Source organism: Delftia sp. DS1230 (genome assembly GCF_040112715.1).
Lineage (GTDB): Bacteria > Pseudomonadota > Gammaproteobacteria > Burkholderiales > Burkholderiaceae_C > Comamonas > Comamonas tsuruhatensis.
The window spans coordinates 5,437,035-5,458,271 of sequence record NZ_CP157763.1 but is presented as its reverse complement, the minus strand read 5'-3'; the positions used below and the strand labels follow the sequence as shown (position 1 = coordinate 5,458,271).

The window sequence follows — 21,237 nt, the reverse complement described above, 5'->3', positions numbered from 1 at the left end:
GGTGCCCCGTGGCGATGTACAGGGCAGCGCGCTGCAATTGCTAGAAGGATTCGTCGTGATGAGACAGTTTTTTTGTAGGAAATGGCAGGCTTCATGGGATTGATGACCTCCGACGCCAAGCTTTTTGGATTGGACCTGTCGGCGCTGGGGCGCCAATGGCAGGAAGCATGGCCGCAGATGATGGATTGGCCGGTGCTCCGTCGTCTCATGCCCGCCTCTGGGATCGAGGTGCTGGGCCACAAGGCAGGTGCATGGGTGCGTGCAGGCCGCTGGCTGAGCTGGCAGGAGCCGGGGCAGGGCAGCTCCGTCCCCGCTGGCGTGGCGGTGCTCGTGGATGAAGGCAATGTCCTGTCACGCAGCCTTCGCCTGCCCGCCATGCCGCCCGCCTCACTTCAGGCGGCGGTTGCGCTGGACGTGCAGACCATGTCCCCGTTTTCCGCGCTGGACACCGTCTGCGGCTACGTCCGACGCAAGGCCCCCGACGCGGCGCATGGCGCTATTCCGTCGCAGGGTCCGGTCGATGTGGTGATCGTCTCGCGTGCTCACATCGACGGGCTTCTGAAGGCGTTCGCCGACCATCCGGCCTTGGCCAAGGGCGCCGAGCCCGAGGTCTGGGCGATGAGCGCATCGGGTATGCCGGTCATGCTTGACGGCTTCGGCGAGCAGCAGCGCCTGAAAAAAGAAGCATGGCGCTGGCGCTGGCTGATGCTGGGCCTGGGCGCCGTGCTGGCCCTGGCTCTGGCGATCGCTGCCACGCCCTCTTTGCAACTGCGGTTTCGCGCGCTGGATGCCCAGCGGCAGTTCACCCAGCTTTCACGTTCTGTCTCGGAGGTCGTGGCTGCCCGGCAGGGTCTGGCGGAAGGGGGGCAGGATGTGGCCACCTTGCTGGACCGTCAGCGCCAGCAACTCGACCACCTGCGTGTCCTGTCCGCGTTGACGGCCACCTTGCCCGACGACACCGCTGTGCAGCGCATTCAATTCAAGGGAAACAAGCTCACGGTGCTGGGGTTGAGCGGCAATGTGTCGCACGCTGTGGACCTGCTCTCCAAGGTGCCGGGGTTCGTCGATGTGCAACTGCCCAGTGCCGTCACGCGGGCCGCAGGGACCAGCAAGGACAGTTTTGTCCTGGAGGCCGTGATCGACCCAAAGGTGTTTGGCTCCCATGCTCTGCCTGACGAGCCGGCCACGCCGGCGGAAGGCACCCCTGCGAAGCCTGGTATTGCCCCTGTGCCCCCGGCTGCCAAGGAGGGTCAATGAAAATCGCGATACCTGCCCCCCTGGCACGCCAGTTGCTGTTGCTGGGCGCGCTCGTTTTGCTGGTGCTCGTTCCTTTGAGCCTGGCTGGACTCTGGATCTATGGCCGGCATCAGGCCGCGCAGGAAGCCCTTGATACGTTGGCGCCCCGGTATGCGCGGCTGCTGGGAATGCGCGACCAGGAAGATGAGATCCGCCAGGCCCTGGTACAGGTGGCGGAAATCAAGGCCAAACATGTCTATCCCGGAGAGCTGGATGCGACCCAGACTGGCAATGGCATGCAGCAGAGGTTGCGCACTATGCTCGATGCGGCGGGCATGTCGGTGGTTAGCAGCCAGGTCAAGCCGGTGACCGACGATGGCGCCTATGAACGCATCAGCGTGGCCATGACGGCCGAGGGCGAATGGTCCGCCATCCAGTTGGCGCTGGTGGCTCTCAAGGACCTCTCTCCCACCGTATGGCTCGACGATCTTGAAATCAGTCTGCAGGGCAGCCTGCTGAGCAATGATCCAAAGGCAGTGCCCAAGCTCAGCGCGCAATTCACGTTCAGCATTCTCCGGAGCAAAATCTCGTGAGGCGGCCCAATCTACCGGTCTGGGGCATTGCAGGCACCCAGCTCATACTGTGCGCAGGGCTGGCTGCCCTGTGGTTGACCCCCGAGCTTCAACTTCGGAACACGACTTGGCAACCGCCTGGAGTGCAGCGGGGCGATATCCAAGCCATGGTTCCCCAGTCTCCGTCCGGGTCTGCTCCCCGCCAGGAAGACAGGCAGCTGCTGCAGATGCAGGAGCGCCCGTTGTTCGCCATGACGCGTCGCCCGCCTCCACCGCCACCGCCACCCCCACCGCCTGCCAAGGAGCCCGAGCCTGACCGCCTGGCCAATGCCCAGGTGCTGGGCTCGTTCGCGGGCAAGGTGACGGGCATCATCCTGCGCGTTGATGGCAAGGAGCAGCGTCTCATGATGAACCAGAGTCTTAATGGCTGGAAGCTCATCCGGGTGGACGGACGCGATGTCGAACTCGAGCGCGAAGGCAGCCGCCGAACGCTCACCATTGCCAGATCCAGCATGGACAAGGGCCCCGCTCCGCGTCCGGGTGACCCCTCGCGCGGATCCTCCTCTCGGACGGACTCCGCAGCCGAGGGACCCCAGTTTCCGCTGCCCGCCGGGCTGGCCAGAAGCGGCCAGGGAGCGCCCGTGCCGTCGTTCGGCAGCAGTGGCCCAGCCGCCGCCCAGCCGCAGAAATGAAAGAGATCGGTCAGAAAATCATGAAATTCCATTACCGTCCCGTCCACACCGCATTGGCCATTGCCGTGTGCCAGCTGCTGCTGGCATGCGCGCAGCCTGCCCAGAAGAACTTCGTCAGCCACTTTGGAACGGGCAACACCCAGGACTACATCTTCACCGAGCCGGCGGAGGAGAAAAAAACCAACGCCAAATCGAACGAAGGTCAGCAGCCCCGCATCATGGAGGGTACGGGCAAGCTGATTGCCGGGCCCCAGGCCCTGCCTCCTGTCTCCGGGGCTCCGGTCAAGCTCAGTTTCGAGGACGCTCCTCTGGCGCAGGTGGTCCGCACCGTGCTGGGCGACATCCTGTCGCAGGACTATGTGCTGCACCCGCCCATCGCAGGCACGGTCACCTTGAGCACCCAGAAGGAAGTTCCTGCCGACCAGGCGCTGAACCTGCTCGAGACGGCATTGCAGGCCAATGGCATGGCCATGGTCCGCGATGCGCGGGGCACCTACCATGTGGGCCGTATCGATGCGCTCAAGAGCATCGGTGCCACGGTACGCCAGGCGGTGGTCGACAAACCGCTTGCGCCTGGGTATGGGACCATCATCGTTCCGCTTCAGTACATTGGCGCCAACGAGATGGCGTCCATCCTGCGCCCCATGGTGCCGGGTGATGCCATCGTGCGCGTGGACAATGTCCGCAACCTGCTGGTCATGGTGGGGTCGCGCGCCCAGGCCGAAGGCTGGCTGGAGATGGTGCGCACCTTTGACGTGAACCTGCTGGAGGGCATGTCGGTGGGCGTGTTCCCGCTAAAGTATGTGACCATCCAGGAGGTCAATGCCGCCTTGCAACTGATGAGCGGAGGCGGCGCTACTGCCCAGGCGGCAACACCGGCTGCAGGTGCGGTGGGGGCGGTCGGTGCTGCTCGGCCTGGGGGGGCGGCGGCTGCGGCCGCACCCAATGCCGCAGTCGCCCTGGGCGAAGGCAATCCGCTGTTTGGCGCATTGCGCATCATGCCCATCGAGCGGCTCAACAGCATTCTGGTGATCACGCCCCGTGCGGCCTACCTCGAGGAAGCACGCCGCTGGATCGCCAAGCTCGACCAGCCCGGCTCGGGCGGCGCGCAGCCGCAACTGAACATCTATCACGTGCAAAACGGCAATGCCAAGCATCTCGCAGGCGTGCTGTCGGGCATCTTTGGCGGATCGGGCGGTGGCTCTACAGCCAACAGCGGTGTGGCGCCGGGACTTGGGACCTCCATGGGCAACAGCGGTTTCGGCAACAGTGGCTTCGGAAACAGTGGCTTCGGAAACAGCGGCTTCGGAAACAGCGGTTTCGGAAACAGCGGTTTCGGCAGCAGTGGCCTTGGCAATAGTGGCTTTGGCAACAGTGGCTTCGGCAGCAGTGGCTTCGGCAGCAGTGGTTTTGGCAATAGCGGTTTCGGCAACAACCAGCAGCGCCTGGGGCAAACCGGCGCAGGCGGCCAGGGCGGCGGCACGGCCAGCATCGGCAACATCCGTGTCATGGCTGACGAGCTCAACAACTCCGTGCTGGTCTGGGGCACACCTGCGGAATTCGAGCGCATCGAGGTGACGCTCAAGAAGCTGGACCTGCCGCCGACCCAGGTGCTGATCGAGGCCAGCATCGTCGAGGTGACGCTCAATGACGCCCTTCAGTACGGTCTGCAGTGGACTTTCAGTGGTGATGTGGGCAACAACGGCTATAAAGGTGGCGGCACTCTGCTCAACACGGACAAGGCGACAAGCTCTGCCTTGGGTGAGGCGCTCGGCATGGGCTTCAATTACACGTTGAAGAATTCCGCAAGCGGCATCCGCGCCACGCTCAATGCGCTGTCGACCAAAACCAACGTCAAAGTGGTGGCCAGTCCCAGCCTCATGGTGCTGGACAACCATACGGCGGCCATCGCTGTGGGAACGCAGCAGCCTTACCGTTCGGGAGAGACCTCCACCAGTGCGACGGTTGGCAGCACTACGACCAATTCCTATCAGTACAAGGACACGGGCGTGAACCTGCAGGTCACGCCGTCGGTCAATGCGGGCAATCTCGTCACCATGACGGTCAACCAGCAGGTCACCGATGTGGGTAGCAAGGATGACATCACCGGGCAGACCTCGTTCCTGCAGCGGCAGCTCTCCAGCCGAGTGTCTGTTCGCTCTGGCGAATCCATCGTCATGGGCGGTCTGATCCAGGAAACGAATACCAATGGCCGCAATGGCGTGCCGTTCCTGCACGACTTGCCTGTGGTCGGCAACCTGTTCGGCTCCACCTCCAACTCGGGGCGGCGCACCGAATTGCTGGTCATCATCACCCCGCGCGTGGTCCGCTCCGATGTCGATATCCGCAGCGTCAGCGATGATCTGCGCGATCAGATGCGTGCCCTGGTCCCGCTGCTCAAAACGCCGGAGCCCGCCGGATCCAAGGCGGCAGTGGAGATCGGTCCCTTGTCGTCGGGAAGTGTGCGCTGAGGCCGGAACCAATGAAGGCTCCATGCCTCGAAACTTTCTTTTTGGAGAAAACAACCTCATGAATCTCTTGACGAACCAACGTCCGATGCAGAGCCAGGTGCGCTGGCTGCGGTGGGGTGCCGTTCTGGCTGGCATCACCGTTCTTGCCGGCTGCGCAGGCCTTGGCAAGCCCAAGGACCCTGAAACCATCGTGGCCGAGCGCTCGCTGGCGTACTGGCAGGCACGGCTGGATGGGAATGTGGCAAAGGCCTATGGGTTCACGACGCCTGCCTACCGCTCCCTCAAGTCGGAGGAGCAATTCCGCCGTGCCTACGGCATGGCTCCCTCTGTGGAAAATCTTGAGCCGGGCCAGGCTCGCTGCGAGGCCGATCGTTGCGAGTTCAACATGAAGTTCACTGCCCAACTGCCCATGCTCAAAGGCACTGGCGTGCCCATGGGGATGAAGGAAGTCTGGGTTCGTGAAGACGGCCAGTGGTGGATCTTTCTGGAGTAAGTGAATACTTCGGAAAGAATGCCGACGGAAGGGGTAGGCACAGTCTGGAATGTTTGTAATAATCCTCCGTCCCTGATCGGGTGCTCTTTTGAAAGTGTTGTTTTTTTCCGAAACACGATCTGAGTGCCTGAAATAAGCGGTAAGCGGCACAAATGCCTGTGCTACGATTCCCCGGCGATCAATCGTGGTGGTTGCAACTACCTTATCTTTTTACTGGAGATAGTTCTTATGAAGAAAAATGTTCTGGCTCTGAGCATTGCTGCCATGGTTGGTGGCCTGGGCTTTGCCGGCGCAGCTTCGGCCAACGTCATCGTCGGTACTGGCGATGCCACGACCGTGAAGACGGCTGTCGATGCTCGCCTGCTGTCGCAAGCGACTGCTACCGGCCTGCAAGTGGCTGACGGTGGCGTGGGTCATGCACTGGTGGTGCCTTACTTCAACGCGCAAAACGGTAACTCCACCGTGCTGCACCTGACCAACACCGACACCTTCAACGGTAAGGTTGTGAAGGTCCGTTTCCGTAGCGCTGCCAACTCTGACGACCTGCTGGACTTCCAAGTCTTCCTGTCGCCTGGCGATGTGTGGACTGGCGCTGTTGCCGCTAACGGCACGGATGGTGCTACGCTGGTTTCCGCAGACAACACCTGCACGGTGCCCGCTCTGACCAAGGGCGTTGCTGTGCCTTTCGGCACGAGCCGTCTGGCTGGCTACCTGTCGGATGACGACAAGAAGAACCAAACTCGTGAAGGCTACGTTGAAATCTTCAACATGGCAGACATCACGAACGCAGCTTCTTGGAATGCTGAAGGTCAGATCGTTGCTGGCGGCACTCGCCTGTCTCCCCTGTACCAAGCCACCAAGCATGTGAACGCCGTGGCTCCCTGCTCGGTTGCTGGCTCCCCCGCACGTACCCTGGTGGACAGCGCAGCTGTGAACGATTACACCGAACAAGCTGCTGCTGACACCGGTCTGCAGACCCCCACCGGCGGCCTGATGGCTGACTGGTACATTCTGAACGTGGCTCAAACCACCACGTTCTCTGGTGGTGCTACTGCTATCCAGGCAACTGGTGGCAATGGTCGTGCCAACTTCGTGCACTTCCCCCAGATCAACCAGGCTTCCACTGCTGTTGCCAACAACACGACGGCTGACCCGCTGTTCCGTACCGCTGACGTGTACAACGCAGCTGGCGCTGCTGTGACTTCGGCATCCATCCCTCTGAACCACAGCGACCTGCCCGACATGTCTACGCCTTACTTGGCTGCAGACGCTGCTCTGGGTGCTAACGGCCCCCGTTCGCAAGCTAATCGCCTGACGCAAGCTCTGGCTGTTCGCTCGGTGACCAACCAGTATGCCAACGATGCCATCATCGCTGCCAAGACCGACTGGCTGTTCTCCATGCCTACCCGTCGTTACAACGTGGCTGCTAACTACGCCGCTGTGACCAGCGCCGGTGCTGCTGCTGCTAACGCCAACTACCGCGTGTTCACCAACCTGAACACTGTTGCAGTCAGCCAAGCCAACAACTGGTTCTACCCAGCTGCAACTGGTGCAATCGCTGCTGGCGGTGGTACGTTCCGTGCAAACGGCAACACATCCGTTGATGCCAAGGGCAACATCTGCGTGCTGGCTGACGCACAACGCTTCTGGGATCGTGAAGAAACCACCAGCGGTGTGATTCCTGAGTTCTCGCCCGGCGGCACGACCTCCGTGCAGTTCTGCGGCGAAGTCAGCGTGCTGGCATTCCAAGACACCGGCACTTCCGTGCTGGGTGCCTCGGTTGCTCGTACTACGGCTACCCGCGGTACCTACGAAAACGGTTGGGGCGTCCTGACGACGACCAACGCCGGCATGGGTCTGCCCCTGGTTGGTGCTTCGTTCATCAAGCTGGCAAACCCCGCTGCACGTCCTGGCGTGTCCGGCACGTACGGCGTGACTTGGCCGCACCGCTTCACGCGTTAATTCGTGGGCACTTTTTCGCGGTAACGCGATCTGAAAAGGCAGGGGTTTACCCCTGCCTTTTTTTATTTCAATGACTGTTCCTCATCCATGAAGATTTCGATGATCCGTCTCTTCCCAATGCAAAGTCTGGCTCTGGCCGCCATGGCAATGGTTGTACCTTCGGTGCAGGCTGCCGATGCCGTCACCTTCGTCCGTGGTGGGCAAGCTGTTGTCACTTCGGTCGACGTGGAGGCCGATGTGCAGATGCGGCTTCCCCCTGAAGTTCGTGCCCAGGCGCTTGCCAGCAAGCAGACGGCCGGGCAGATCGCTGAAAATCTGTTTGTGCGCAGGACGTTGGGCGAGCAGGCTGTTGCAGCAGGGCTTGACAAGGACCCTGTTGTAGCGGCTGCCTTGCAGGTGATGCGCGACAAGGTGCTGTCGGACGAGCTACTCAACCGTGCAGCAGGCAAGGCAGAGATCAGCGATGATGTGGCCTTGAAGCAGGCTCGCACCGTTTATCAAGCCAAGCCTGAGCGCTTCAAGGTCGGCGAGCAGTTGCGGGTTCGCCATATCTTGATCGCGGGGGTGACGCCAGAGTCCAAGACCAAGGCAGAAGAGTTGCTCACACAGCTCAAGGCCGGTGCAGACTTCGCAAAGCTGGCCGAAGAGCATTCAAGCGACAAGGGCAGCGCCTCTCGTGGTGGTGATGTGGGCCTTTTTACCAAGGGGCGAATGGTTCCTGAGTTCGAGGCCGCTGCTTTTTCGTTGCAAAAGAAGGGGGATCTGAGCGGTTTGGTGCAGACACAGTTCGGCTACCATCTGATCCAGTTGGAAGAGCGTCATGCGCCAATGACTCGCCCCTTCGATGAGGTCAAGAACGAGCTTTTGCGTGAGGTGAAAGTTGAGGCCTCCAATGAGGCCAGAATGGCTCTAGTCCGAAAGGCTCAGGAAAAGGCTGTGCCGGACGTGAAGGCAATCGAAGCTTTTGCTGTGCGCAATGAGTCCAAGGTGCAAGCACTGCCTCCCGCCGGAGATTCTGCAACCCGGCGTTGATCCAACGCACACTGTTCTTCAAAGGCTGCCAACCAACGCGGGATGCGTGGTGGTGGCCTCCAATTTTCTACGATGAACGCTTTATGGAACGAAGCGCTTGCGCTGTGGCGCGGGCGCAGCTTGGCGTGGGTGCTGATACGCCGCGAGATCGCTTCGCGCCACAAGGGCACAGCCTTGGGCATTGCCTGGCCCTACCTGCAGCCGTTGCTGACCGTGGCGGCTTACTACCTGGTGTTCGACGTGGTGTTCGGCATGCGGCTGGGTGAGCATGCCCCAACGCGTGCTGTTGGTGCTTTTCTCGTCGTAGGCGCTCTGCCATGGATGGCCTTCTGCGACGCCGTGTCGCGGGGTATGAACAGCCTGATAGATGCAGGCGGGCTGCTGCAGAAGAACGCCTTGCCCCCTGTTCTCTTCGTCACGCGCTCGGTACTGGCCAGTGCGTTGATCTATGGCCCGCTGCTGTTGCTGGTGGCATTGGCCTACATCCCCTCGCATGGACTGAGGCCTGCAGTTCTGGCTTTGCTGCCACTGCTGGCATTGCAGGTGCTGCTGTGCTTGGTGCTTGCCTACGTGCTGGCCATACTGGCGGCGGCCCTGCGTGATACGGTGCAGGTGGTGGGCTTTCTGCTGTCCGTCGGCATTTACCTGACGCCTGTGCTGTTTCCATTGAGCATGTTTCCCGAACGCTGGCGCTGGGTGCTATGGCTCAATCCGATGACAGGGCTTGTACAGGGCTACCAGCAGGTGCTGTTGCAGGGGGCCTGGCCACTGATGAGCGTGTGGTGTGTGTCACTTGCTTGGCTTGTGGGAAGCACCATCGTTTTGAATGCGCTGGTGCGGCGCAGCCGTGACCAGCTGGTGGATTGGCTATGAGCATGAAGCATGTTGATGCCCTGCCCGAGGATCTGGTGCTGCGCGTGAGCCAGCTGGGCAAGGAATACAAGCTCTATCCCTCTCCGCGCTCGCGCCTGAAGGCTCTGCTGACGGGGGCTGCCACGCACCGCAGCCATTGGGCGCTGAGGGATGTGTCTTTCGAACTGCGGCGTGGGCAGTGCATTGGAGTGATCGGTGACAACGGCGCGGGCAAAAGCTCGCTGCTCAAGCTGCTGGCGGGCACCTTGCAGCCCAGCTTTGGCCAGATCGAGCGGGTAGGGCGAGTGACTGCCATCCTGGAGTTGGGGGCGGGCTTTCACCCCGACTTCAGCGGGCGTGACAACCTGTATTTCGGCGGCAGCCTGATCGGCATTAGCCATGAGCGTATGCGCGAGCTCGAGCCCGAAATCGCGGCGTTCGCCGAGCTGGGCGAAGCACTGGACCGGCCCGTCAAGACCTATTCATCCGGTATGACGGTGCGGCTGGCGTTTGCGCTGGTGACGGCGGTGCAGCCGGACGTGCTGATCATCGATGAAGCCCTGGCTGTGGGCGACCAGCATTTCCAGAAGAAATGCATCGAACGCATCATGGCGTTCCGCAAAAGCGGCTGCACCATCCTGTTTTGCTCGCACAGCCCCTATCACATTCGCCATCTCTGCGATGCCGCCCTGTGGCTGCGGGGTGGCCAAGTGGCGCAGTTCGGCCCGACCGAACCAGTGCTGGCCGCGTACGATCTGCATACGCGCGAGCGCCAGGAGCGTGAGCAGCAGTCGCTGGAGGCTCCCGTCGCCGCACTGCAGGTGTCTGCGGGCGAGAGTGCCGGACACCAGGAGGTACAGCCTGAGCCTGCAGGTCCCGTCGCGGCCGTTGACAGTGGTTCGGCCTGCATTCTTTCCGTGGATGTGAAGGATCTGGCCGAACCTGCCGGCGACCAGCCCGGTCTCTTGCAAAGCCAGGATCTGGTCGTGACCATCACAGCGCGCGGCCGGGGGAGCGAGCGGCCCCATATCGGCTTCATGATCGAGCAGTCCAAGGGCGTGGGCATCACCTCCCTGGCCACGCATGAGGATGGAGCGGTCCCTCGCCAGTTGCCCGATGGAACCTGGCAGACCGTACTGACGTTCCCGGAGCTGCCGCTCCACAGCGGCGACTACGTGATCAGCGCTTTCCTGTTCGATGAGACAGGGCTGGCCGTCTATGACGAGTGGTTCCAGTTCCTGCACCTGCGCTTCATCTTTCCCAAACCCTTGCCGGGCTTGGTGCGGTTGCCCCACCACTGGAGCTGAGCCCGTACGGCGGGATACACGGCTGCCTGTCGTTGGCGCCATAATCCACACCCCATGACATCCGACAATTCTTCGAATCCCCTCGGTGAAGGGCAGCGATTGCTGCAGGAGGCTTTGCATCTCCTGGAGCGTGGCGATCGCGCAGGTGCTGCGCAGGTGCTGGTCCGTGCACGCGAAAACGACGACAGCCTGCTGCAGGCGCATGCGCTGATAGAAGCCCATGGGCTTGTGGGCTCGTTCTCCAACATAATGGGACTGGACTGCAGAATTTCCCCGAAGGACGATATTTTTGGCTTCTTCCGAGGTCATCCGTCCAGTGTGAATCCGCTGCGCGATTACTTCGCCGACGGCTGGCGCACGCTGTCGGAACTCATGCTGCTGCTGGAGGCCGTGGACAAGCCGCTGTTGCGCACGGCCAGCGTGCTGGAGTTCGCCAGCGGCCATGGCCGCTTCACGCGGCACTTGGTCAAGGCCCTGGGGGCTGAACGCGTCACGGTCTCGGATATCGTGGCCGATGCCGTGGATTTCTCGCAGCAGACATTCGGCGTGAACGGCTTTGCGTCGGCCAGCGTGCCGGAGCAGGTACGCTGGCCCCAGCAGTACGAGCTGGTGTTTGTGCTGTCGCTGTTCAGCCATCTGCCGCGCTCGACCTGGACACGCTGGCTGAAGGTATTGCGCGATGCGGTGGCACCAGGCGGTTTGCTGGTGTTCAGCACGCATGGTGTGAAGGCGGCGGACTTCGATAGCGTGAAGCTCGATGATGATGGTTTTTTCTTTGCCCCATCCAGCGAGTCGAGCGCCATCGACGCCAATGAATACGGAACAGCTTTTACCTCTGAGCGCTTTGTGCTGGACCGCATTGCCGAGACTTGGGGCAGTGATGCGCTGCGCCATCGCTCTCTTGTGCATTTCTGGAATCACCAGGATGCCTATGTACTGCAGCTGTTGTAGACGTTATCTGGGCTAAAGAAAGAACAAAGAGGACGATCGCATGAGTTGGATGCTGCGTTTGCAGGAGCGGCTGTTAGGCATTTCCCCATGGAATGCCGACAAGATCACGGATGAATGGTTTCGTGCGCATTTCAACTATGCGGCTGATCTGGCCCACGACTGGCTGGGACGGTCGCTGAATCTGTCCCAGGCCAAATTGCTGAATTTCGGCTGTGGCGACGGCATCACCGACCTAGCTTTGGTATTGCGCCACGGCGCGACATCCATCCACGGCATAGACATTCGACAGGAGTATGCCAAGCTGCCCCGGATTGCACGAGAGCAATTGGGCATGTCGCGCATTCCCGCCGCGCTGAGCTTCGAGACCATCGTGCCAAACTCGCCGTTGGCGGGCAGGCATGCAGGCTACGATGGCTTGCTAAGCTGGTCCACCTTCGAGCATGTGCAGCGAGACAAGGTGCTGCCCATCCTGGCGGACCTGCATGCCTGTCTGCGGCCGGGTGGCGTCTTCTTCCTGCAGATCGAGCCCCTGTTCCACTCCCCTTGGGGCTCGCATCTGCGTCGCTATGATGATATGCCCTGGCACCATTTGATGGCCTCGGAAGAGGAGTTGTGGAACACCATCGAAAAGCATGAGGGCCCTCTCGATGCCGCCGAGGTGGATTTTGGCTTTGCGGATTTCGGTGCGGATGGCTACAAGCGCTTCGTGTTCAAGGAATACCAGGCGCTGAACCGGCTCACTGCTGATGAACTGATCGATATCGCCCGGCAGGCCGGTTTCGAGGTGTTGCGTGAGGAGCGGCGCCATGTGGACATGCCCATTCCCGAGGCATTGCAGGGACGTTATCCCGAAGATTGGTTGCGCAACAACGAGATCCTGCTGCTGCTGGGTAAACCATAGCCGGGATCGGGCCTCAGGCCCGTCCATCAATCTATCGTGCGATAGAAGCTCCAGCTGCCCTCGGACTTCAGGTGCCGCAGGTGCGGATTCTGATTCAGGCCCTGCTCATGCCGTTGCGGTGCTGCGATGTGGGTGGCAGCAATCTTCGAGAAGTCGAAGCTGCGTGTGTTCACACGCAGCAGCACATGGTCCAGGCTATGGAGGACGGGCTCGAAATCCGTGCCTTGCAGTTCGGCGCCTTCTATGGTCAGGTGCTGATAGCGGTTGTAGATACCGTAGTATTTTCTCCCGGGGTCCAGTCTTTCCCAGAACGCGAGAGGCGGGTGGTAGAAGATCCCTGAACTGATCCTGATGCCAGATGCCGCCAGCGCCATGGCCTGCCGATTGTTGTCCAGCACGACCCAGCGGGCCTGGCGGCTCGTGGCATCGGCGTCCAGCTGTTGCAGCTTTGGCCCTGGTTCCACATGCAATGGCGCCTGCAGCAAGGGGTTGAAGGGCAGGGCTGTTCCCAGCATCCAGACCATGTAGATGGCCATTGCGGCAACAAATTGCCGGTTTGCCAGCAGCAGGGCCAGGACGGCAAAGGCCGTTGCCGTGATGACGGCGACCCCAGGACTGATGGTCTCGGAGATCGCCGCAGGCAGCGTTGAATAGGTGAAAACCGCAAGCCATGCGCAGGCGGTTGCTCCCGTTACCGCAAGTGCCGACAACTGGCGCTGCCTTTCCGGGATGGTTGGAATGATTTCCGAGGCCTGGGTGGGCCATTGTTTCCTGAGCACGCTGGCCAGCAGCCAGGTCTGAGCCAGCAGCAAGCCGATATCCGTGCGGTAGACAGGAACCTTGGCCCATTGCGTCGCCTGAGCCAGCCAGGCAGGTATGCCTTGGTATGAAAAGTACAGGGTCCAGCCAATGAAGGTCAGGCAGAGGCACCCCGCCAGATCCAGTTGCCGTGGCGTCCTGCACCGCATGTCCTGCGTTTGCTGCCAGGCAAACAGCAAGGCCAGCGGAATGGCCAGGAAAATGTAGGAGCCGGCATCGCTGGGTACAAGCATGTCGGTGATGTGGAACATCTGATCCGGACCGAAAAGCCCTCTGGTCAGATACCAGGGATCCATGTATCCCCCTGTCTCCATGCGCCTTCCCGGGTAGACCGTGGCAGCAATCGACGACACGGCGTCTGCAGCATGAAGCCACCATGCGTAGAGCAAAAGGGCGGGCACAAGCGCCATGACCACCACGAGCAGTGCCTGTTGCCAGTTCCAGCGCCAGTCCCCGCGGTGCATATACAGCCATGCTATGGCGAGCGGGCCCAGCAGGCTGGCCACCACTACGAGCCAGGCCGGGTACAGGGTAAGGGCAAAGCCTGCCAGTGCCCAGCCTGCCACCAACGCCCTGGGCAGCACCTGCCGGATGGATTGCCTTGTCCAAGCGGTCAGGAACATGCCGAAGGCGAGCAGTGCGAAAAACAGGATGTAGACAGGCCAGCCCGACCAGCCAACTGACATGGGGGACGCACTTACGCTAAGTGCAAGAACAGCTGCGGGCTGCCAGCGCAGTTGTGCGATGCGCACCAGGACCCACAGGCATGCAGCGAATCCGGCAAAGTAAGGAAACCACCAGTACCATGCGAGCGCCCGCCGCAGGTCAAGGATGAAAAAGCCCCAAGTAGCTGGCTTGGCAAGCGCAGACAGGTTGGAGACGGGCACGCCGCTCATGCCCACAGTGTTCATGTTGTGGCCGGCGCTGGAAAAAACCGTGCTGGTGTTCTCGAAGCTCTTCAGCAGGTGTCCGGGTGCGGCGGCATGGTATTGGCTGATGGCCATGGCGGTGATGACCTGCCATTCATCGCTGCGAATGATCTGGGGGGTACCAAGCCAGGCATTTTCGTCATGGGTAACAAGCTCGTCGTTCTGAAAGAGCAGGGCAACGGAGGAGCCGGTCCATCCACCCGCCACCAGAATGATGAAGGCTGCTGCGGTTGCCGCACCAAAAGCCCTGGCACCAATGCGCAGCCTGGACTGCCATCCGGACAGGGACAGCAACAGGAGCAGCGCAGGCAGGCAGAAGGCCACAAGGGCGCCGGCTCTGGGCAGCAGGCCGGCGCGGGCAGCCTGGTGCAGCGTGATCTGTCGCGCCTTGTCCATGGTGGTCAGCGCAAAACGCCTGCCGTCCGTGGTCATGATTTCCATGCGTACGGTGTAGGTGCCGGAGGCAAAGTCCGGGTCGAGCGGGGCACGGATGTGGAATCCGGCGTTGGCCCAGTTCGGATTGCCTGTAGCCGCCACAACGTCGGGCCTGGGATACGACAGGGCATTGAGCCGGCCTTGGTAGACAAGGTGGTCGTCCAGGAAGATCGAAGCCTGGGTCGGAAAGGCGTGGCTGCGTCCGGAGGCGCTCCAACCCTTGGCGATCAACTGCTGTTTGGCCGCATCGAAATGGATATCCTCCAGTACTCCTTGGTCATGGAAGGCCGTATCAGTTGCACCGGCCGGTAGAAGGAAGCCGCAAAGCAGTATGGTCAGCAGCAGGAAGGACATCCGATGGATGACCCTGTGGAATGACTGGCGTATGGAGTGCATGGCCTGAGAAGCGTTGTCAACCTTTGTGCGATGCGGACCTTGCCTTGAAGCGCGCAAGGTTCAGGGCAGTCGGGGCTGCAAGCCCGCCAGCGACGGTCTTGCCTGCTGACTCAGGCCTGCAGCCAATTCTTGACCCGGCGCTGCCAGTGCGCGGGAATACGCCTTGCCACGCCGCGCAGGATGGGTAGCGAGCGCAGGTGGGCCAGCAGGATCAAGGCCCCCGATCTTGCAGCATGGTCCTGGCGTTGCAGGCGATGTGTGGCCAGGAAGGCCGCATCCAGTGGCTGGAGCAGGGCCTGATCGCGCGGCTGCAGCCCCTGGAGATAACCGTCACCATAGAAAGTGGCTCCCGGCTGGGCAACCGCACTCCCTGTCGCGGTGGGTTGCTGTGGTGGCTGCCCTTCAATGAAGTGGTGTTCGAGTATTTGCGCGAAGAAGTCCAGCCATTGGGCGGCGCTGGCGTCCCAGGGCATGACCCAGGACCAGTCGCGGCCCGCCAGCCTTTCGGGAAAGGCCCCTATATCCGGCGCGACGATCGGCAGCCCGGCGGCCAGGCAGGCGCTCAGGGTGTAGCTGTACGTCTCCGGCCATTGGGCGGGGAACCAGGCCAGGTCGGGCTGCAACCACTGCAGCAGAGCAGGCAGTTCTTCTTCCTTGTAGCCGCCGTGCACGGTCAGGCGTGCGCGGGGCTGGGTCTGCAGGCTGCGGTAGGCATAGCCGAGCAGATGGAATTCCACAGGAGCTCCCCGCTTGGCGGCTTCGATCGCCACGGCTTCCAGTACGTCTGCGCCCTTGATGGCGCTCATGGCTCCCAGTACGACGATCTTGAGCGGGGCCGTGGCAGTCAGCGGGTGTGTCACCGGGGCCGGCAGCTGTGCCGGCAGGTCGGTGTGGGCAACTGCCTGGACGCGTGCACCGGGCACGAAACCGGCAATCCGGTTGGCCGTGTCCTGGCTGGGGGCCAGTACATGGCGCGCGTTGTTCAGCAGCAGTGCATTGCGATGGCGCCACTGGGCCACGGTGCCGGCGTAGGGGGCTGTGTCCGTGGGTTCGCAGCAGCCGCACTCGCCCGCGCGGGGCGGCACGACGTAGCGGTTGTCGATGCCGGTCAGCGAGATGTTCTTGCAGTAGGTATAGAAATCATGGGCCGTGAAGTCATGGGCCGCACCCAGACGGGCGGGAAGGTCCAGGATGGCTTCGCTATGGCCCAGGAGATGCTGGTAGTGCACGTGCACCACGCCCAGTTGGCGCAGGGCCTGCACCAGCTCCTCCATCTGGTCGGCGACGCGGAAGGCGAGCTCGAATGCTTCCTTCTCCTCGGCACGGCGCAGGACCACGACGCCACCGGCGGCCGGGGACAGCATGAGGAACAGGGCCTTGCCTTGCAGGAACTGCGCCAGTTCGCGGACATGGCGCACGGTGCCGCCCGCCCGATCGTGGAGCACGGCCAGCACCACGGGCTGCTGCGCTGCCTCGGCCTGCAGGCGTGCCACATCCAGCGCCAGGCGTGCCGTGCGCGCAGGGTCGGCCTGGACGAAGGCCATGACATCGGCTTCGTAGCGCGGATGCAGCCTGCGCAGGGTTTCCATGGCGGCACGTTCACGCGGGCTCTTGCTTTCTCCGAAGCTCACGCCGCCTGTGTGCAGCACGAAGGTGTCCAGCAGATGCAGGTTGCGCCAGCCAGCGGCTGCGGCACGCTGGCAGAAGTCGTTTTCCTCACCATAGCCCTTGCCGAAGTGCTCGGTGTCGAACAGGCCGACGGCGTTCAGGCTGTCGCGGCGGATGTACATGCAAAAGCCCACGCCGGTCGGCACGTCCACCACCTGGCCGGGGTTGGTGCGCGCGCACAGTGCGTCGATGGCGGCCGTGTCCATGCCGGGCGGCAGGTCGTTGCCCTCGCAAAAGCGCGGGTAGCTGCAGATGGTGGCGTTGTTGGAAAACGGCGTGACGGAGGCGATGCGTGCATCGCCGTAGGCAGCCTGGCGGATGCGGTCCAGCCAGTCATTGGCAACCACGGTGTCGCTGTTGAGCAGCAGCACGTCATGGGCGGTGTTCAGCGCCATGCCGCGGTTGACGGTGCCGACGAAGCCGAGGTTCTCCTCGTTCTCCAACAAAGTGATGCGGGGCTCCTGCGCAGCCTTCTCGCGCAGCCAGGTCGTGACTTCGGGCTCCGGGCTGGCATCGTTGATGACCACGAGTTGCCAGTGCGTGCGGCAGGGGCTGGCCAGAACGGATTCGATGCAGTTGCGCGTGTCGTCCAGGCCGCGGTACACGGGCACGATCACATCGACGGGCTGCTGCGGCATCGGCTGGGGCACGGGTGTGTGGAGGACGGGGGCAGGCACGGGCGTGCGGCCCAGCAGGCGGTCAATGCGCATCTTGGCGTGGACGAGAGGGCGCGTGGCCCGGAAGACGGTGGAGTTCTCGATATCGCGCAGGTGCTGCTCCAGGCGCGCGAAGTCCCGCTGCACGCGGGTGGCCTCTTGCTGCCAGATGGCGCGCTCCTTGCTCTGCGACTGGTGGCTGTCTTCCAGGAGGGCATTGCGGTGCTGCAGCCTATGGATCGCAGTGCTTCGCTCTTCCAGTTGCTGGACATCCTGCGCGTGCTGCTGCTCAAGCAGCATGCGCTGTGTGTGCCACTGATCCTGCAGATCATTGGCCCGGCTGCGCTCCTGCGCGATCTGCCGTTCAAGCGGCTGCACGGCGCCCGCCAGCGCCAGATAGTCGGCCGACATGGGCCATCCCATCTCGATCTCCAGCGAGGCGCCACGCAGTGCAGCCAGGGTTTCTGCGGGAATGGGCAGTTCGAACCAGGGGTCATCTCCGGTCAGAAGCAGCATCAGCGAGAAGGCGCCTGCCGGATGAAGTCCATTCCACACGAGCTGATGATGAGGGCGTTGCCCCAGCAGGGCGGCGTCCGAATCCTCGGGCAGCCATTGCCAGACGACGGCGCCTTGCGCATCGAGCAAGGCCAGCCGGTGCAGGTGTATGAAGCCCGGCCGGTCGGCCAGGTCCAGACGCAGATGGCTCAGTGAAGTGTTGTGGTCGGGCAGCGCAAAGCGCAGTGTCTGGCGTGCCTGGCCAATGATGCCCGTGGTGGAGAGCTTGCTTTCTTCGTCATAGCGGCCAGCGCGTGCCATGTAGAGCTGTGCCGTGAATAGGGCATGTGCCTGTGGATAGTTCACCGGCGGCTCGATGGCCTGTGCCTGGGCCACCGGGGCGGCACTGGCGATGAACTGATAGGCCAGTGCATCGGGTGTGGCCAGCAGGTGGCGCGCAACGGCAGGGGGCAGGCTGTCGTAGGCGACGCGGAATTCGGATTCGGGGAGCGCCCGTTCGATGGTGTCGATGTCGTCCACCTGCCAGCCTTGCTCGGCCAGAAAGCGCGACAGCGAGCGCCGCGTAAAAAAACGCAGGTGGGTGCGGTCCAGCAGGCCTTCTTCGCGGTAGCGGAATTCGCCATGCAGCAGTTCTGCCACCAGGCCGCTGTAGCCTGCATTGGGCACGGAGATCAGCAGACGGCCTTCGGGCGTCAGCCGCTTGCGGCATGCAGCCAGGATGCGCTCGGGCTGGCGAAGGTGCTCCAGCACGTCGGCGCAGACGATGTAGTCATAGCGTGCTTCGCCGAAGAGCTGGTCCAGGTCGCAGTCTTCCAGGTCGGCCACATGGACATGGCGGTAGAAGGGCGCTGCATGGCGTGCCTCTTCCTGGCTCAGGGTGACGCCGTCGCAGACGCATTGCTTGTGCTCGGCGAGAAAGGCGCCCAGCGCGCCGCTGCCGCAACCCAGATCCAGTATGTGCGCCTGGGCCCGGACATGGCCGGCCAGCACGGACAGCGACGTGCGCTCGTTCAGATCGACGGTGCGCAGGTAGACGTGGGGATCGGGAATGGGTGTGGTCATAGGAAAAGGGGTGCCGGGCAATCTCTCCGCTGGGAGCAGGTGCCGCGGCCATATTCATTCACGCCAGACGGCCTTGGCCAGTCCGCAGCGGGCAGCAAGCTGCGCCCACGTCAGGGCGCAAAAAATCCCGGAAGTCCGGGCGGCAGATTGTCGCGCATCATAATGCCGGCCACTGCAGTGACTGCATGGCATGGCCGGGTAATGACATATTGCGCGGCTGTTGCATTTTTTTGCATTACGGCATGGCCGCTGACGCTTGACGAAGGCCGTCGGCGGAATACTCTGTGCCGCCGTTTCTGCGGCGCGTGATTCCCGTGCGGGAATTTGAAGATCTGAAGGGCGGCATTGATGGGTTCATCGTTGGTCGTGTCGGTGGTGAGCCACGGACATGGCGCTCATATCCAGAGGCTGCTTGAGTGCCTGGCTTCGGCGCGCGTTGCGCCGGTGTCCCGTGTGGTGTTGACGCTCAACATTCCCGAGGCGGAGCCCCAGGCGCCCGTGGCCGGCTGGCCCTTTGCTCTGGAGATCCGGCGCAATGCGCAGCCTCTGGGGTTCGGCTGCAACCACAACCGGGCGCTGGCGAGCGCACGGGAGCCGTTTGTCTGCGTGATCAATCCCGATGTGTTCTGGAGCGAGCAGGAGGAGCCGTTGCAAGACCTTCTGGCGCTGGTGGCCCGTCCGGGACTGGCCCTGGCCTATCCCCCGCAGATCGGTGAAGACGGCGCGCTGCAGGATTTCGAACGGGAGTTGCCATCGCTGTGGAATTTGCTGCGGCGCAAGCTGCGCGGGCGCGTGGAGCGGCGTGTGGAATGGGTGAATGCGGCCTGCCTGGTGCTGGGCCGGGACAGTTGGCTGCGGCTGCGTGGGTTTGACGAAGGTTTCTATATGTATTGTGAGGATGTGGATCTGTGCCTTCGCCTGCGGGTGCTGGGCGGAGAACTCAGGCGCGGCGGTTTGCCTGTGGTCCATGCGGGCCAGAGGGCGAGCCGGCGCAGCTTGCGCCATGGCGCATGGCACGTGGCCAGTCTGCTGCGGCTGTGGAGCCGGCCGGCTTACCGCAAGGCCAGGGCCCTGCCGCAGGCAGCGCTCTCGCTGCGCAGCCTGCGTGGAGAACCATCGTGATCTGGATGTCGGTACTGGCCTTCATGGTCTCCTTCATCGGCTGTGCGCTGCTGCTGCGCTGGGCCCGGCGGTCCGCAACGTCCTCCTACGGATACGACAAGCCTCAGCGTTTCCACATGGGCGAGGTGCCCCGGCTGGGGGGCGTGCCCATGTACCTCGGGCTGGCTGTTTCCTGGGGAGTCGGCACCTGGCTGAGCATGCGCGGAGATCCTTCGTCGCTGCGCATGCAGCTGTGGGTCGTCGTATGCCTGGCCGCCATGCTGCCGGCCGTGGTCGGGGGGATCATCGAGGATGTATCGCAGCGCCTGAGCGTGCGCTACCGGCTGGTGCTGACCCTGCTGAGCGCCGTGCTGGCGGTTTTGCTGTGCGGCCTCTCCGTGCCTCGGCTCGGCTGGCCCTGGCTGGAACAGGCACTGGGTCCGGCCATGCCCTGGCTGGGCATGGGCCTGGCCGTGCTGGCCCTGACGGGCCTGCCCCACGCCTTCAACATCATCGACGGCTACAACGGGCTGGCGGGCATGGTGGCCACCATCATCTGCCTGGCGCTGGCCCATGTGGCCTTGCAGGTGGGCGACCGCACGCTGGCCGCCATGCTGGTGACGCTGGCCGCCGCCACCTGCGGCTTCCTGGTCTGGAACTACCCGCGCGGCATGATGTTTGCCGGCGATGGCGGAGCCTATGTCTGGGGCCTGGCGATTGCCCTGGCCAGCATCGCCCTGGTGCAGCGCAATTCCGCAGTCTCTCCATGGTTTCCCATGCTGCTGCTGATCTATCCGGTCTGGGAGACGGTGTTCTCCATCTACCGCAAGCTGATGCGCGGCATGTCGCCGGGCATGGCGGATGCGCTGCATTTCCACCAGCTTATCTATCGGCGCATGGTGCGCGGTGTGTTCGACGATGATCTGGCCCGGCGCATGCTTCGCCGCAATAACCGGACCTCCCCCTATCTGTGGGCCTTCACGCTGCTGACCGTGGTGCCGGCATTGCTGTTCTGGAGCAATACGCCCGTTCTGGTGGGTTTTTGCCTGCTGTTCGTGGTCAGCTACGTGGTGGCCTATCTGGCCATCGTGCGCTTCAAGCTGCCGGGCTGGATGCAGAACAATGGATGATGACCGGGCGCCATGGGCGTTCCGTCATCCGGGCATGCAACACTGCGGCGCAGTTG

15 protein-coding genes are annotated in these 21,237 nt (G+C 62.7%); 13 read left to right on the top strand and 2 right to left on the bottom strand.

All coding sequences use genetic code 11. The features are described 5' to 3' along the window. The first annotated feature begins 93 nt into the window (after nt 1–93). From AAN986_RS24570 to AAN986_RS24520, 11 genes are all read left to right on the top strand, one after another. Nucleotides 94–1,257 carry a PilN domain-containing protein gene (locus AAN986_RS24570; RefSeq protein WP_241150335.1) on the top strand — a complete coding sequence of 388 codons (1,164 nt, stop codon included), beginning with the start codon at nt 94–96 and terminating at the stop codon, nt 1,255–1,257. Beyond that, on the top strand, nt 1,254–1,829 hold the full coding sequence (gene gspM / locus AAN986_RS24565; protein WP_047217731.1) for a type II secretion system protein GspM: 576 nt from the start codon (nt 1,254–1,256) through the stop codon (nt 1,827–1,829). The genes AAN986_RS24570 and gspM overlap by 4 nt, the downstream gene beginning before the upstream one ends. A 230-nt stretch (nt 1,830–2,059) precedes the next feature. After that, on the top strand, nt 2,060–2,500 hold the full coding sequence (locus tag AAN986_RS24560; protein ID WP_241150334.1) for a hypothetical protein: 441 nt from the start codon (nt 2,060–2,062) through the stop codon (nt 2,498–2,500). Beyond that, nucleotides 2,497–4,971, top strand: a complete 2,475-nt coding sequence (gene gspD / locus AAN986_RS24555) for a type II secretion system secretin GspD (RefSeq protein WP_082138053.1) — start codon at nt 2,497–2,499, stop codon at nt 4,969–4,971. The genes AAN986_RS24560 and gspD overlap by 4 nt, the downstream gene beginning before the upstream one ends. Nucleotides 4,972–5,029: 58 nt before the next feature. Continuing rightward, a complete protein-coding gene (locus AAN986_RS24550; protein WP_034365082.1) occupies nt 5,030–5,464 on the top strand; it encodes a hypothetical protein in 435 nt (144 codons plus the stop codon). A gap of 228 nt (nt 5,465–5,692) precedes the next feature. Next, complete coding sequence (locus tag AAN986_RS24545) at nt 5,693–7,426, top strand: hypothetical protein (RefSeq protein WP_034365079.1); 1,734 nt, start codon at nt 5,693–5,695, stop codon at nt 7,424–7,426. 87 nt (nt 7,427–7,513) lie between these two features. Beyond that, entirely contained in the window at nt 7,514–8,458 is a 945-nt protein-coding gene (locus AAN986_RS24540) for a peptidylprolyl isomerase (protein ID WP_047217727.1), read from the top strand. Nucleotides 8,459–8,530: 72 nt separating this feature from the next. Continuing rightward, nucleotides 8,531–9,331: an ABC transporter permease gene (locus AAN986_RS24535; protein ID WP_034365077.1), complete on the top strand. Its 801-nt coding sequence runs from the start codon at nt 8,531–8,533 to the stop codon at nt 9,329–9,331. Next, nucleotides 9,328–10,617 (top strand): ABC transporter ATP-binding protein, encoded by a 1,290-nt coding sequence (locus AAN986_RS24530; RefSeq protein ID WP_047217726.1) that lies wholly within the window; start codon nt 9,328–9,330, stop codon nt 10,615–10,617. Before AAN986_RS24535 ends, AAN986_RS24530 begins: the two co-directional genes overlap by 4 nt. A gap of 54 nt (nt 10,618–10,671) precedes the next feature. Further along, nucleotides 10,672–11,568: a class I SAM-dependent methyltransferase gene (locus AAN986_RS24525; protein WP_016446451.1), complete on the top strand. Its 897-nt coding sequence runs from the start codon at nt 10,672–10,674 to the stop codon at nt 11,566–11,568. A gap of 40 nt (nt 11,569–11,608) precedes the next feature. Continuing rightward, the gene (locus AAN986_RS24520; protein ID WP_016446450.1) at nt 11,609–12,469 is read left to right on the top strand and encodes a class I SAM-dependent methyltransferase; all 861 of its coding nucleotides are present in this window, start codon (nt 11,609–11,611) and stop codon (nt 12,467–12,469) included. Between the two features lie 26 nt (nt 12,470–12,495). Here AAN986_RS24520 and AAN986_RS24515 read toward each other — a convergent pair whose 3' ends face one another. Both AAN986_RS24515 and AAN986_RS24510 read right to left on the bottom strand, forming a co-directional pair. Beyond that, nucleotides 12,496–15,006: a hypothetical protein gene (locus tag AAN986_RS24515; protein WP_227468576.1), complete on the bottom strand. Its 2,511-nt coding sequence runs from the start codon at nt 15,004–15,006 to the stop codon at nt 12,496–12,498. A gap of 152 nt (nt 15,007–15,158) precedes the next feature. Then, nucleotides 15,159–18,950 (bottom strand): methyltransferase domain-containing protein, encoded by a 3,792-nt coding sequence (locus AAN986_RS24510; protein ID WP_047217725.1) that lies wholly within the window; start codon nt 18,948–18,950, stop codon nt 15,159–15,161. Between the two features lie 348 nt (nt 18,951–19,298). Here AAN986_RS24510 and AAN986_RS24505 point away from each other — a divergent pair, with 348 nt between their 5' ends. Both AAN986_RS24505 and AAN986_RS24500 read left to right on the top strand, forming a co-directional pair. Beyond that, on the top strand, nt 19,299–20,072 hold the full coding sequence (locus AAN986_RS24505) for a glycosyl transferase (RefSeq protein WP_047217724.1): 774 nt from the start codon (nt 19,299–19,301) through the stop codon (nt 20,070–20,072). Between the two features lie 5 nt (nt 20,073–20,077). After that, nucleotides 20,078–21,181, top strand: a complete 1,104-nt coding sequence (locus tag AAN986_RS24500) for a glycosyltransferase (protein ID WP_082138054.1) — start codon at nt 20,078–20,080, stop codon at nt 21,179–21,181. Nucleotides 21,182–21,237 lie beyond the last annotated feature (56 nt).